This is a genomic window from Sorangiineae bacterium MSr11954 (assembly GCA_037157815.1).
GTDB lineage: Bacteria > Myxococcota_A > Polyangia > Polyangiales > Polyangiaceae > Pendulispora > Pendulispora albinea.
In genome coordinates, this window is sequence record CP089984.1 from 11904645 (window position 1) to 11917763 (window position 13119).

General features: G+C 61.1%; 11 protein-coding genes. 6 read left to right on the forward strand and 5 right to left on the reverse strand.

Annotated elements, in window-relative coordinates; all coding sequences use genetic code 11:
* Positions 1-342 precede the first annotated feature (342 nt).
* Complete coding sequence (locus LZC94_46960) at positions 343-882, reverse strand: hemerythrin domain-containing protein (GenBank protein WXB15350.1); 540 nt, start codon at positions 880-882, stop codon at positions 343-345.
* A gap of 891 nt (positions 883-1773) precedes the next feature.
* Positions 1774-1989, reverse strand: a complete 216-nt coding sequence (locus LZC94_46965) for a hypothetical protein (GenBank protein WXB15351.1) — start codon at positions 1987-1989, stop codon at positions 1774-1776.
* Positions 1990-2243: 254 nt separating this feature from the next.
* Here LZC94_46965 and LZC94_46970 point away from each other — a divergent pair, with 254 nt between their 5' ends.
* Positions 2244-2507, forward strand: coding sequence for a hypothetical protein (locus tag LZC94_46970; protein ID WXB15352.1), 264 nt, complete (start codon positions 2244-2246; stop codon positions 2505-2507).
* A gap of 583 nt (positions 2508-3090) precedes the next feature.
* Positions 3091-3510 carry a hypothetical protein gene (locus LZC94_46975; protein ID WXB15353.1) on the forward strand — a complete coding sequence of 140 codons (420 nt, stop codon included), beginning with the start codon at positions 3091-3093 and terminating at the stop codon, positions 3508-3510.
* 15 nt (positions 3511-3525) lie between these two features.
* On the opposite strand, the gene LZC94_46980 is transcribed toward LZC94_46975, so the two are convergent.
* The gene (locus tag LZC94_46980) at positions 3526-4926 is read right to left on the reverse strand and encodes a serine/threonine protein kinase (protein ID WXB15354.1); all 1401 of its coding nucleotides are present in this window, start codon (positions 4924-4926) and stop codon (positions 3526-3528) included.
* 167 nt (positions 4927-5093) lie between these two features.
* A complete protein-coding gene (locus LZC94_46985) occupies positions 5094-5237 on the reverse strand; it encodes a hypothetical protein (protein ID WXB15355.1) in 144 nt (47 codons plus the stop codon).
* A gap of 368 nt (positions 5238-5605) precedes the next feature.
* On the opposite strand from LZC94_46985, the gene LZC94_46990 reads away from it, so the two are divergent.
* Together LZC94_46990 and LZC94_46995 are read left to right on the forward strand one after the other, a co-directional pair.
* Positions 5606-6661 (forward strand): hypothetical protein, encoded by a 1056-nt coding sequence (locus LZC94_46990; protein ID WXB15356.1) that lies wholly within the window; start codon positions 5606-5608, stop codon positions 6659-6661.
* Between the two features lie 1143 nt (positions 6662-7804).
* Positions 7805-8002: a hypothetical protein gene (locus LZC94_46995; protein WXB15357.1), complete on the forward strand. Its 198-nt coding sequence runs from the start codon at positions 7805-7807 to the stop codon at positions 8000-8002.
* A 289-nt stretch (positions 8003-8291) separates the two neighbouring features.
* Here LZC94_46995 and LZC94_47000 read toward each other — a convergent pair whose 3' ends face one another.
* Positions 8292-9593, reverse strand: a complete 1302-nt coding sequence (locus LZC94_47000) for a sigma 54-interacting transcriptional regulator (protein WXB15358.1) — start codon at positions 9591-9593, stop codon at positions 8292-8294.
* Between the two features lie 87 nt (positions 9594-9680).
* Here LZC94_47000 and LZC94_47005 point away from each other — a divergent pair, with 87 nt between their 5' ends.
* Both LZC94_47005 and LZC94_47010 read left to right on the forward strand, forming a co-directional pair.
* Positions 9681-10466 (forward strand): hypothetical protein, encoded by a 786-nt coding sequence (locus LZC94_47005; protein WXB15359.1) that lies wholly within the window; start codon positions 9681-9683, stop codon positions 10464-10466.
* A gap of 1726 nt (positions 10467-12192) precedes the next feature.
* Positions 12193-13101, forward strand: coding sequence for an AraC family transcriptional regulator (locus LZC94_47010; GenBank protein ID WXB15360.1), 909 nt, complete (start codon positions 12193-12195; stop codon positions 13099-13101).
* Positions 13102-13119 lie beyond the last annotated feature (18 nt).

Below are 13119 nucleotides of genomic sequence, written 5' to 3' on the forward strand. Positions count from 1 at the left end.
CACCGCGCCGTCTGCGTGATGCCCATCATTTAGCCGGCGCGGAACGACATCAAATTAAAGGCGTGGCAACACTAGCTCGCGCGTCAGGCGCCGAATCAACGTGTCCTCGAGCCCCACACGAACGAGGTTCGGATCGAGCTCGACTTCGGACGGTGACGTGGCCACCCAAGGAGTGTACGCGGGCGGAACACGGGTGCCAGACCGCCCGCGCCTTTTGGCGCGAGATTCCGAGTCCGGCTACCCGTCCGTCGGGTGGCACGATCAACTGCGATGGCGATTCTTGCGACGTGCGCGCCAAGCTACGCGCGCGCACCGAACCTTGACCCGTCGCGCTGACTCAGCTCAGTGATTGCGGTTGCGACCGCGACCGCCGCCGCCTCCTCCGCGCCCGGCGCGGCGCGCCCCCATTTCATCGATGATGCTTTGGCGCGCCGAATCATCGAGTGCCTCCAGGTGCGGGAATACGTCACGCTCTTCCTCGGCGAGATGGCTCCGCATGGCTGGCTCCAGCGCGCTCGCGGCATCGCGGATGGCATAACGGAGCACACTCCATCGCTCGGGCGCCGCCGCGAGCGCTTGGCATGGCGCGATCAACGCATGCGAAAGCGGCTCATGTTCATGGTGCTCCTCGCGCATGCGATCGAGCGCGGCTCGCACTCCGGGATCCACGAGACGCGGGAGGATCGACTCTTCTTCGTCCTGCGTGTGCATCGGGAGAGCCCGCGTGAAGTACCGCGCGATACGCTCGGCTACGTCGCGAACGTCATCTTCCGTCTCCGGGGGTGCGTTGGCGAGGTCCGAGGCGAGCGCCATCATTTCGCGGATTCGAGCGTGGCAGTCGAGCAGACGCTCGAGGAGTGAACGATCGTCGTCGTGCGGCATGGGGCCGGAAGCTTAGCGTAGCCCTCTCGTGTGCCAAGGCCGACGACGAGCTACTCCGACAGCCGTGGCGTGCAAATGCACGATGCCCCGAACCTTGCCGGCATGCCGCTCGAGCGAGCGCTCCACCGAAAAATCCCTACCCGGCGCCGGTGGCTGCGGATGACAATCACCGGATCACCTCGTCCGTGGAGCGTGGTCACGAAGCCGAGCGCTGCCCTGAGCGACCCCAGCCGCGCAACGGCCGGAGGGCGTCGCGGCTCATGGCCGTGCTCCTCGGGCGCACACGTGGAGACCCTCTCCGAAGGCGTCGAGCAAGGTGCGGCCGGCATTTCGTCGTCCCTCGCGGTCCGGGAGAGCGGGAGGTGGGGCCATTGCTGGTGGCCGTTGACAGCGCACTCGGCCGATAACCGCGGGCAATCGAGGGGGCATTTGGACGGCGCCTTCGATGCGCGATCCCACGATACCGCGAAGGCTCTTGGAATAGGCGCTGCGCGTGTGGCGGCGATGATTGAATGACAATCGAGTGAGCCAGATCCCACTTTCTATCTGCGTCCCGCTGTATCACGGCGACGAGCGATGCGTGCGCGGCCCGAGATCGCCAAGGCGGGCTCTACCCGCGGCGCTTTCCGGTGGCGGAGTAAGACCGGACGCAAGGCTCGGTACGATTTCGTGACGAGTTTCGAAGCTTCGCCTCAAGTCTAGATGCCCTCCCCATCGAGGGCACTTCGATTCCTTTTGATCCGATCCGAAGCACGCCGTGTCTTCATGCGATATGGGCAGTACACAAATCTATTTGGTATTTGCTCGCGAAATCCATGGTTCTCAGCTTGTCGCTTTTTATGTTTTATAGCCTTACCATTCGTTCTGATAATTGATTTCGTCTTGCATCGCCTATCGCTCGCGCATGCCGTAGGCGCCGGCAAGATGGCCTTGGGTGTCGGTGACGTCGCCAGGGCCAGCGGGCTGCTCGGTGAGGTGGAGCATTCGGAGCTCGAACGGACCTGCCACGGCCGCGGGGCGGGGGCCGAGCGTCAGCAACATGAAGTGTCCGCCGCGCGTCAGCTCGAATACGTGGACGAAGTCGGCCGGTGGATGTCTCGACATCATAGAAGTCGACGCGCGGGTATCGGCCAAAATCTGTATTTGTTGCGACCTTTCGCAACGAAGAGTACAGCCTGCGAGGGATGAGGATGAGATATGAATTTCGATGGTAATCGACGTGTCCGGCCATACACTCCGCAGAGTTAAAGGTAGCTCCTTGGTGGCAGCCCATTGAGTCCCGTGTACGCTTGCTCAAGAAGCAAGCGAGGGGCGCGCTACCGGCGAAGTACGGATTTCCTTGGCCCGCGGAGGTCTCATCGATGAACAATTGGCAGGGGCAAGGCGGACAAGGACAGGGCGGACAAGGACAGGGCGGACATGGGCCGGGAAACCCGTACGGGCCACCACCGCCCCAGTACCCGCCGCCGCAGTACAGCCCACAGTACCAGCAGCCGCCGGTCGTCTACGTCCAAGCTCCGCAAGTGATCAAGGCGCCCTTCAATCACACGCCGCATATCGTGCTCACGTTTTTGAGCTGTGGCGCATGGCTTCCTATCTGGCTTATTTGCTGGGCGTTGCATTGATTCAATCGTTCGCCTTCCGCTTGCGCATCACGCTGGCCGGCAGGGCCGAACGGCTTTAGGCACCGACCTGCCAGAGGTACGACGGGACCACCCTGCTCCCGAATTCATGTGAAACGAGCATGGTATCGTCGCAGCCACCCCTTATCTTCCACCTCGGCCACGACAGGAACCTCGTCAGTTCCAAGTATCGCCTGGTGCGACGCGCGCATCATCGCCGCGCGCGTGGAGCAACGATAGGGAAACATGGACAACGATCGCGCTCGTCGATTCCATGGTGCCACGTGACCGCGTCGAGCCACGGAACAGGCACAGAGTGGGTGAGCGCGCCCGTGATTGTTGCTCGGAGCTCCGCTGGCGTGCCGCCGCAGCCCTACAAGGATCGATCGACGTGACTTGGAGAAAGAAAATGTGGAAATCGCTTATCGTAGCCTCGCTTACCTTCACGGCCTGCGCGACCTCGTCGTCGGATCCCTCGTCGAGCGGACGCGACGTAGGCCCCAAGGTGTGGCCCTTCGAGGTCCCCGTTGAGGGGAGCACACGGCCAGTCAAGGGGCATGTCGAGGAGGGCTATGCGAGGGCATACATGGGGATCCTCGTGGATTTCTATCCCACGTCGATCGCCGCGACGCTCAAGCCGTTCCCGTCGGACGATTACGGAGGATTCTCGGAGGGTTTTTGTGCGGACATTCGCGAGAAGGCGATGAATGTACGTGACAAGGGGAAAGAGGCCGCGAAGAACGACTATTATGCAGTTCGCGGCTCGGTGGTGGACAGCTACATATCCTTGACCGTCCCCGTGTCACCGCTGGTGGGCACGGCGTTCCGCGACGCCGTCGAAAAGGCGGCGCGGCGCACGGGGGCTCCCGGGTCGAGTTTTATTTTGCACAATGAGCTTTCCTTGGACTCCGTCCAGCTTCGTGTCGAGTTCGATCCGGACGCGATTTCGCAGATAACGCGGGCGGCAATGCGAGCGCGGCTTATAAGCGACAGCAAGCGCTCGTAAGGTCCGCGCAACGTCCTAACGTGCGTGGACGTCGGGATCGCGTTGGGCGTTGACCTTTGGCTGCGCCTCGGCAGCGGGCGGCCCGAATCGGACCCGCGCTTTTAGAAAAGCGAGGGACGCGCCGGCAATGAGTAGCGCGACCGCTGCGACGGCGACCATTGACCGGTACCGTCTAAACTTGTCAGCGAACACGAACCGACCCCCAGCGGAAGGCACTTTGTCATCGTCAAACAGGGGCGTGGGCGATGGTTCCGTAGCTCTGGTCAGTTCTTCGATGAGCCGCGCCGCTTTCTTTTGCTCACGGAGCGGGTCGTCCTCCAACTCGGTGCGTGCCCTGCGGGGCTTGAGGTCGACCGTCACAATTTCGCGGCGATTGCGTCCCTCGGGGGTGTTGTCCAGCGGTGTCGGAGAAATGGATAGCGATACGAGATCTTCCTCGGTAATGGGGACCGAAAACGCATCTGATGCTTCTTGTGTGCGATCTTTGCTATTGCTCGAAGTTGCACCATTTCGCGCGCTGGAGTAGTGTTCCATATAGAGCGCACGCAGAGCTCGTGCCAATGTGTGTGCATCACTGGCTCTACGCCGCCTATCTGGGCGGATCATCGAATATAGTAAACGTTCAAGGCCACGGGGGAAATTACCAAACTCGGTGAGTCGGCGCGGGGCGCCGCTCTTAATGGCATCGATTATCTCCTTCGCGGAAGCGTTCTGATGAGGTGAGTACCCGTGCGTGCCAGTGAGGACCTCGAAGATCACGAGTCCTGCCGCGAAGATGTCGGTTTTCTCGTCCACGTCTCCGGCGTCTGCCAGTTGTTCGGGAGAGGCATACAGCGGAGTGCCAATGAATCCTTTCCCGGTCAGGTGGGTAGCAATTTTGCATAATTTCATTGCGCCGAAGTCAAGTATCTTGGCGATCTGATTGGATTCATCCAAGAAAATGTTTTCCGGTTTGATGTCGCGATGAATGACCTCAGCCTCGTGCGCGTCGTGCAATCCAGACAGGATATCGATTCCGATATTTATCGCCCACTTTGGGTTTGGAAGCCGGCCTTTTGCGAGTCGTCGGTCGAGGGTGTCTCTCAGGGACTCGCCATGTATGTGATCCATAATAAAGTACGGCATTCCATCTAGCGTCCAGCCGACTCGTTGGACCTTAATAAAGTAGACCGACCTCTCAAGCTTTACCATGATGCGAGCCTCATGGAGAAAGCGTCGTTTCAGGTCTTCACGGTCCCAATAGGCCCTCCGAATCACCTTTAGGACGAAGACCTTTCGCAGCGATGTGTCTTCGACCAGGTATACATCCGCAAAGCCACCGCTTCCCAGGTGTTTTCGGACGACAAACCGCCCTTTGTCGGTGACGATGAGGTTCTTGAACACATAATCGGGCGAGTCCGAGGCCACGAGGATCATCCTACCGCAAACGGGCATAGTGACGTAGTCCTGTCAGTTGGTGTTTAAGTCACACCCAACAGTCGGTGCGTCGTAGTGAAGGTAAAGGTGCTATCGTGCGTAACGTGAGCGAGATGAAGCGGAGCAATCTAGGTCAATACAAGCACCCGCTGTCTCACGCGACGGGATCAGCGGCGCTTAATACCGAAGAACTGGACGAAGCGTTCGGCGGTGATGCGCACCAACTGCGCGTAGCCAGAGGTGGCGCTCACGAACGGATCGAGCTTTCCGAGTTCAAGGCGACGAAGAGACCGCGAAGCCGCGTGGCGCACACGGCGCTCCTCGCGTCCGTTGTGTCCCTCGCCCTAGCAGCCGCGTCTTTCATCACCGTCACCCAGCGATCGAACGTGACGAAGACGTCGCCGTCCGTCACTTTGCCGTCCAGCGAGCCCGCTTCATCCTCGTCCGTCGCTCTGCCGTCCAGCGAGCCCGCTTCGTCTCCGCCCGATACCTCGGAGCACGAGGTAGTTGGCCGGACGGGGCTCGGTGCCTCTGCCCCGGTGCCGTCAAGCGGACCTTCCCGAACGCCAGAAGTCGCGATCCCGCGCGCCTCCGCGGTGCGCCCACGAAAGCGTGTCGACAGCCTTGAGAAGATGGATCTTGTTGACCGCGATGAAAAACTTTTGGACCCTCAGCTAGAATGATCGTGCGCTCGCGGCCCTTCTTCTTTGTTGCCCTGTGCCTCTTCCTCATGTCGCCGACCGCCCACGCGGATGACGACCGGGCCGCAACTTTGGCCCGGCGACTTTTGAAAGCAGGGGTGGAGCAGTACAAGGCGGGCGACTTCGAGGCTGCGAGAATGTCGTTCACGCAGTCGTTCGCCTTACGCGCGACGGGCGACGCGCTCCGTCGCTTGGCCCAAGCCGAGCTGCGGACGAACCATCCGCTCGAAGCCTTGGAGCACTTCCGTTTGTACGGGCGAGATCGAAATGCCGATCGCGATTTTGTGAGGGACGATTTGCCGAACTACATCGAGGCGTGCCATGGCCAACTTGGCCATCTTCGGATCACCGCCTCTCCCGGGGACTCCATACTGGTGGACGGGCGCCGGGCGATGGTGGACGATCGGAGCACACCGCGCTTCGTCGGTGAGGTGAACCTCGTGGTTGTGCCAGGAGAGCGTCTTGTCACAGCGCGCGGCAAGGAGGACCAGGCGCAGCGTGTCATGGTTTTGGCCGGAGAAGTCGTTGACGTGGTATTCCACAAAGAGAACAGTGCGTCGTCGGCGCTGCCCGCTGTGCAAAGCCCCGTATCTGGACCCATTCCTGCACCAGTGCAGCCGCAGAAAGAGCCGACCTTGCCCCCCATGACGTCCTCGAAAACGTTCTGGCCTCCTCCGCCGGCATCGTTGATCGCGGCGGGAGTATCAGGCGCCGGTGTCATCGTCGGTATCGTATTCACCGCTATCAGGCACGGGAACGCGGACGACCGTAGGGCATTCCGCACGCAGCATCCTGGCGTGATCTGCGGTCCCGGAGGCTCGGCCGCGTCGGAAACGTGCACGCGGTGGAACGACCTTCTCGATGCAGAATCGCAAAGCAAAACTATCGCCAATGTCGCGTTTGGCGTCGGCATTGGCGCCGCAGTTGTGGCCGTCGGAACATGGTTCCTCTTTCCGCGCGTAACAACCCAGGCGCAAGTGAAGCCTGTCTTTGCTCCCGGACAGGCAGGTGTAGAACTTGGCGGACGCTTCTAGAGTTGTAGGAAAGGTTTCAGGAAATGAAACTCTCCCCGGTCGTTTTTGCCTCCGGCGCTGCAGTCGCGATCGTCGCAGGGTGCCTGTCATCCCCATCAGTGTGTGATGATGGAGAGTGCGGTGTGCTGGACGCTGGCGGAGATGTGCGGGCGTGCGATCCATCGCTGGACGCCACGTGCATCAGCGATCAGCTCGGCGTTTTCGTCTCCACGGCCGGCGACGACGTCGGCGGTGACGGTACGAAGGGCAAACCGGTGCGATCGGTCTCGCGCGCCCTTGCTCTCGTAGACACGATCAAGCGGCAGATCTACCTATGCGAAGGAGACTACCCGGGTCCCGTGACCATCGAGAAGCCGGTGGCCATCTTCAGCGGCTTGTCGTGCGCTTGGTCGTACACGGGGGCGAAAGCAAGAATCCGCTCAACGGATCCAGGCATCACGGTCCATGTGCATGTTCCGACTGGAGATGTGATGCTCTCGGACATCGACATAGCGGCGAAGCCTGCGGAGAGCCTCGGAACGTCCAGTGTTGCGGTGCGCGTCCTCGAAAGTGGCTCCGTCGCGTTTCGACGCGTGCTCATCACCGCCGGTGCTGGGAAATCGGGGGCACCCGGGCAGACACCAACAACGTCTTTGCCGGCATCGGTGCGGGGCCTTGACGCGCCCGAGACCGGAACGGCCGGGGCTTCTCCGCCGCAATGTGCCGTATGCCCCGCGGGTGAAATCTCCAGCGGGGGGCAGGGCGGCGCGTGCGGCACGGTCCCCTCACATGGCGGAAGTGGAGGCCCCGGCAGCGTGCCAAACAACGGCACCACTACCGGCACCGCGTGCACAGAAGGCAAGAAAGGAGCAGACGCGCCGACCGCCGCAGATGGCAGCGGAGCGACCGAGCTAGGGACAATGCTCGAGGGTGTGTGGAAGCCGGCCGCGGGCTTGAGAGGACTTCCAGGGGCGACCGCCCAGGGTGGTGGCGGCGGCGGTGGCACCAATGGCATGGGCAACGGAGGTGGTAGCGGCGGCTGCGGGGGCTGTGGGGGCGAGGGAGGTGGCGGGGGGATGGGCGGCGGCGGCAGCATCCCCCTCCTCGTGCTCAACTCGACGATCATCATCGAGCACTCGGATTTGCAAGCCGGACGAGCGGGTGATGGTGGCTCTGGAGCGGAAGGCCAATCGGGCCTATCGGGAGGCGGCCGGGGAGTACGCAGCCGCGTTGGAAGCGGATGCGATGCCGCACCTGGTGGACAGGGCGGCCACGGGGGAGCGGGCGGCGGCGGCTCCGGTGGCGTTGCGGTGGGAATCCTCTGGCAAGGAAAACAACCGACTGTCGATGCGGCAACGATGAGCGCAATCCGCCTTGGCAGCGCGGGAGCGAAGGGGCTCGGCCCGAACGGAAACCACGGGATTGTCGGAGTATCGGCACCTCTTCTCCAAGTGCCGTAAAGCCTTTTCACTCCGATCACCATCGCCCGTTTGTCCGAAGGACAGCGCTTCAGGTGACGGGAGTGACGACGAAACTGTTCAAAATCCGTCAGGTAATCACTCAAAGCCAGCGAGAAACCTACGACATCGAAACGGCACGTGGATTGCGTAGGAGTTCCAGTACCTCGATGCGAACCCATAAATGGTCCGAATCATTCAGCCAAGCCGTACTTTCTGAGCCGGTCGCGCAAAGTGCCGCGCGCCAGGGCACTAATCCGCGACATTTCGCTTTGATTACCGGCGCAGTTGCGCTCGAGATCTTCAAGGTACTGCCGCTCCATCTCCACAAATGTCTTCATTGCCCGCCGCGGTTTCCCCGGCATCTCGCGTATGTGAGGTGTGAAGTCCACCACGTCCCCATCGGTCGTAAATGCAATTGCGACGGTAACCACGTTCTTCAACTCTCGAATATTTCCCGGCCAGTCGTAGCGTTCCAAAAGCTGCAATCCATCCTCCGTAATGCGCACATTCCGACCAAGCTCCGTCGCAAAGTGGTCTACGAGGATTCGGATGTCAGAGGTGCGATGTCGCAGAGGAGGCATCTCCAACCGAACCTGGGCGATCCGGAAGAAGAGGTCAGATCTAAGGATCTGCTCTCTGTCATCGTCATCGCCGTCAAAACCCACGCGCAGATCAAGGTCTCGCCTGGTGGCAGCAAGGACGCGAACATCGAAGGGACGCGCCTCGTTGGAGCCAACCGCCTGCACCACTCGTTCTTCCAGCACGCGAAGCAACTTTACTTGCACCGGACGCGGCAGCTCGCCAATTTCGTCGAGAAGGAGCGTCCCGCCGTCTGCCACCAAGAAAGGGGAGATGGTGTTGTCTACCGCTCCCGTGAACGCGCCTCGCTTATGCCCAAAGAGAATGCTTTCCGCCAACGCTTCCGGAATTGCTCCGCAGTTGAGAGCATAAAAAGTTCGCTTCGCACGCGGACTCGCCAGGTGGATCGCGCGCGCGGCGAGCTCCTTGCCCGTGCCGGTTTCGCCCGTGATCAGCGTCGTAAGCTCGAGTGGCGCGATCTTCCGAATCCGTGCAAAGACGTCTCGCATCCCCTTAGCCTCGCCGACGAGCGGGTACGTTGGCTCGCTGGACTCTCTTATCACCCGGGTCGTGGTCTCGGCAGCGTAAAACTCAACCTTGGCAGCTCCACACCGGATCGTGCATCTTCCACGAAGATACTTTTCACCTCGAAATTCACTTATATCGGTGCCATTGTAGGCAACACCGTTGCGCGATCGATCGCGAACGCGGACACCGCGACCCGTAGGCGTGAGTTCGAGATGTACTCCGCTCACCCGCCGGTCATCCAGCACGACATGGCACACCGGATCTCTCCCGATAAGGACAGGTGTTGCGACATCGTTAATCTCGGCTACAACGCGAGAGTTTGCGACCAGAACGCCGCCCAGTACCTCGTCGTAATCTGAATCCGGATCCGCAACCGTAGAGTTCATCGTACCCAAAATTGTAGTCGAGTAAACCATGCGTGACCAGATCGCCTTGCGGCATTTTGTGTGGCGACCGCGCAAGGGAGGCTCTTTGTGGACAAAAAAACATCACCGAAGCCGCTGATTGATCGCGCAAAACGGGATATGGGAGACGCAATAAAAAGCAGATACCGCGAAGCCCGAAGCCTGCTGCGAACCGCAACGACGGGTGAAAGTCTCGCCCGCTATCGCGTCGGCCGGCTGGTTCGTGAAATTCGTGAGCACACCGACCGTTACGGAAATCTGTCGGTTGGGCTCTTGGCGGCCGCTCTTGGCTACGACGAGGCGACCCTTCACAGCTATGCGCGAGTGGTGGAGTCCTGGCCGGATCAGAGTGAGTTCAACGAACTGCTCCGCCGGTACATGCCAAATGGCTCGCCCCTCTCGTGGGCGCATCTTCTCGAGCTCTCGATCGTGTCGACGCGAGATGAGCGCGAGCGCTTGATTACCGATGTGCTGACGCATGGGCTATCGGTACGTGACTTGGTCGCGCTTGTTCGTGATCAAGACCCAATTCCAGCATCGACGCCGCCAAGCTCGATGCCGAATCGAGTTCGCTGGTTCATCGAGGTTTGCGACGCGCTGGAGCGAGGAGTTCATGCGACGAAAAAGTCGCTTGCGCGCTTGGAGACCTCTCCGGACGCATTGCAGGTTTTGAATGACGCGCAGCTTGCACTAGCACGAGCTCGCGTCATACTGGATAAATATGGATCCGCGCTCGACGCGGCAGATGATCGGATAATCGGTCCGGCGGGCGAGGAGGGAGAAGTACGAAAGAGCGTAAGAGGTCCTTTCCTCCTTGCGGGGATAGCTCCCGTCAAGTCAAGGGTCAAACCTTGAAATGTGCATTTGCAAGGTGAAGATTGCGCCGAACCAGACCAGCGGTGCACCTCCTGTTTCAGGTGCTCGCCCGCGCTTGCGCGTTTGCGTCCCCAAGTCATCTAGCAGCTCCAGCATGTGTGCCTTGCCGCATGCGCCGCCGGAATGGTTCGACTCGCTGATGGACCGTATTGTTGTTTGCCGGGGCCGGCCGTATCTGCCAAGCGGCGTTCCCGTGTCTCGCGTACTTGACCTTATGGGAGACGGCGCGTCAATTGAACAGATCACTCGGCAGCTCGGATTAGCCGAGCACGATATCCGAGCATGTTGCAGCTTCGCGGGACGTATGCTCCGAGCCGGAACACTGGCGCTGGAGCCGATATAGCGTTTTCGAAGCGCAGGAGACGCAATGTGGTCATGGAGGAATATTCATGGTCTGTGCGAATGTGTTGCAAATTACTCGACCGGGACATTGGTATAATGTAAGAGTCAAGACCTCGTCGGAGCGCGAAATGAGGCGAGGAGAGAGAGAAACACCACCCGTTTCCCCCTTCCTTTTCTCTCTGCTCCTCTCCTCTTTTGGCGCTCCGACGCGGCCCGAATCTCCAGCACTCCCCCCTGCCCGTTTTGCTTTTGTTGCCGATCGATGGGAGCTTGCCGGCCCTTTTCGGGGTATGGACGCGCACTCAGTGAAAGCCAGCGCGGCACATGCGAAGATTCGCGCTACGCGGGAGCGGCCGTCCGATATGATTATCTTCACTGGCAATATTAGGTTTCTTGAGCCGAACCCTTTCTCGGGTGCTCGGTTTCCGAGAAGAAAGTATCGGTTCATCGCCGACGAGTTGCCCGAGAAGGCGCCGCCGGTGCCCCATCGCCACCGGTGCCACTCCCCGTCCCAGCGCCGGCGCACGAACCGCCGTCGACGCCGACTTGGCGGCCGCCCGCCGGGCGCTTGGGGACCGCCGCACCCGGTCACCTGGGGGGAGAGCGCATCGAGGTGAATGGAGATCGCAATGAACGATAATGACGAGAGCGGTGATGACGTAACTAGGTTCGTCCGAGACGCGACGGACGCAACCAAGGCAGCAAGGAGGACTTTCCGTGCGATCGAAGCGGCAGCTTGGGCGGTAAGTCACGCAGCGGCGGCAGTGGCAGCGGTAGCGGCGGAGGTGGACACTCAGAACGCTCGAGTAATCCGAGTAAATGGAATAAAGGTCCTGATCGTCGACTTCGATACGGACGAACGTCGCCGCGGGTGACTGCGAAAAAGTAACGGGACGAGCGAAGCTCGAATGACTTTGAGGGCTTTGCTCGTCCTCATGAGGCAAACACGCTACCGCCGTATACCCTCGACGAATTCGCTCGGCGCAACCTCCGCACCGAGCGACACGAAGTCGTAGATGGTTGAGTAGTAGGGTGGCGCAACGCTGCACGAACCGGCGCTCCCCATGTACACGGTACCGGTGTACGCGTCGCCGAGGCCCACGATCTTCGGGGCGGCCACGCAACTGGCGCTATCACCGAGCCTTGCGTAGGCGGTCGTTGGTCGGCACCCCTTCGAAACGGAGCCCGGCGCCAAGAGGTGACGTTCACGTGCGCGCCGCCCGGATCGTGCGCACGGGTCGCGGTGACCACTCGGCTCGCTCGCGTGGGAACACGATCGATCGCACGTGGCCTCTGAATCTTCCGGGCGGTCGAGTCAAGATCGCCCAAGTCGGCGCGGCGGAAGTGGGATAGCGTCGAGTGCGTGAAGGGGATCGACGTCGCGGGCCGCGCTGCCGCTGCCAGTGAAAATTTCGAAGCGCTCGCGAGGGCGGCGCGTGAGAGTGCGCCAGGGGAGACGCGGGCGAATGGAATGCGCGTCTTCGTCTGGCAGCCCGAAGGCATCACCGGTGTGAACGTGATGCGAATCGAGAACAACGCCACATTGGCGGCGACCTATACGGATCGTCACACGATTGGCGTGATCTACGATGGCGCTTTGGATTGGTGGTACCGCCGCGAAACGACGACCCTTCGTGGGGGAGCTCTCAAGCTCAAAGAACCGGGCGAGGTGCACCGCGATCGACGCATTCATGCGCCGTTCACCATGCAGGAGGCGACGTTCAGCCGCGAGGCGATCGAGGAGGCCTCCGCCGCCCTCGGGCATTCCGCCGTCGTTTCGTTCCAACGCGTCGCCCCGGGGACCTGCGCCCGAGCCACCCGCCTCGCCTTTGCCATGCACGACGCGCTCGCCGGTACCGCTTCGGTGCTGGAAGTGCAGGTGCGCGTGGCGGAGACTTTGGCCGAGGTTCTTGCCACGTGCACCGAAAAGCGGCTGGCGCCGGAGGCTCCGCGCGCGATCGTCCGCGTGCGCGAATATTTGCACGACGCCTTCACCGACAAGATCGGGCTCGACGAACTGGCGGTGCACGTGGGGTTGAACAAATATTGTCTGGTGCGAGCGTTTCGAGCCGAATTTGGGATTCCACCGTATGAATATTTGACGCAAATACGAGTTGCGCGGGCGCGCGAGCTTTTGGCCCTCGGTTGCAGCGCCGCGCAGGTCGCGCAGGCCGTCGGCCTCTATGACGAAAGCCAGCTGCATCGTCATTTTCGCCGCATCGTCGGGATTTCTCCTGGACGGTATGCGCGGGCGCTATCGGCCAAAGGGTGATTTCGTCAACATCGCCCA

Bases quoted from the DNA above. Each gene is read 5' to 3' on its own strand.
- LZC94_46960 (WXB15350.1), bottom strand. From the start codon at position 882: ATGCCGCACGACGACGATCGTTCACTCCTCGAGCGTCTGCTCGACTGC.
- LZC94_46965 (WXB15351.1), bottom strand. From the start codon at position 1,989: ATGATGTCGAGACATCCACCGGCCGACTTCGTCCACGTATTCGAGCTG.
- LZC94_46970 (WXB15352.1), top strand. From the start codon at position 2,244: ATGAACAATTGGCAGGGGCAAGGCGGACAAGGACAGGGCGGACAAGGA.
- LZC94_46975 (WXB15353.1), top strand. From the start codon at position 3,091: ATGGGGATCCTCGTGGATTTCTATCCCACGTCGATCGCCGCGACGCTC.
- LZC94_46980 (WXB15354.1), bottom strand. From the start codon at position 4,926: ATGATCCTCGTGGCCTCGGACTCGCCCGATTATGTGTTCAAGAACCTC.
- LZC94_46990 (WXB15356.1), top strand. From the start codon at position 5,606: ATGATCGTGCGCTCGCGGCCCTTCTTCTTTGTTGCCCTGTGCCTCTTC.
- LZC94_46995 (WXB15357.1), top strand. From the start codon at position 7,805: ATGGTGGCTCTGGAGCGGAAGGCCAATCGGGCCTATCGGGAGGCGGCC.
- LZC94_47000 (WXB15358.1), bottom strand. From the start codon at position 9,593: ATGAACTCTACGGTTGCGGATCCGGATTCAGATTACGACGAGGTACTG.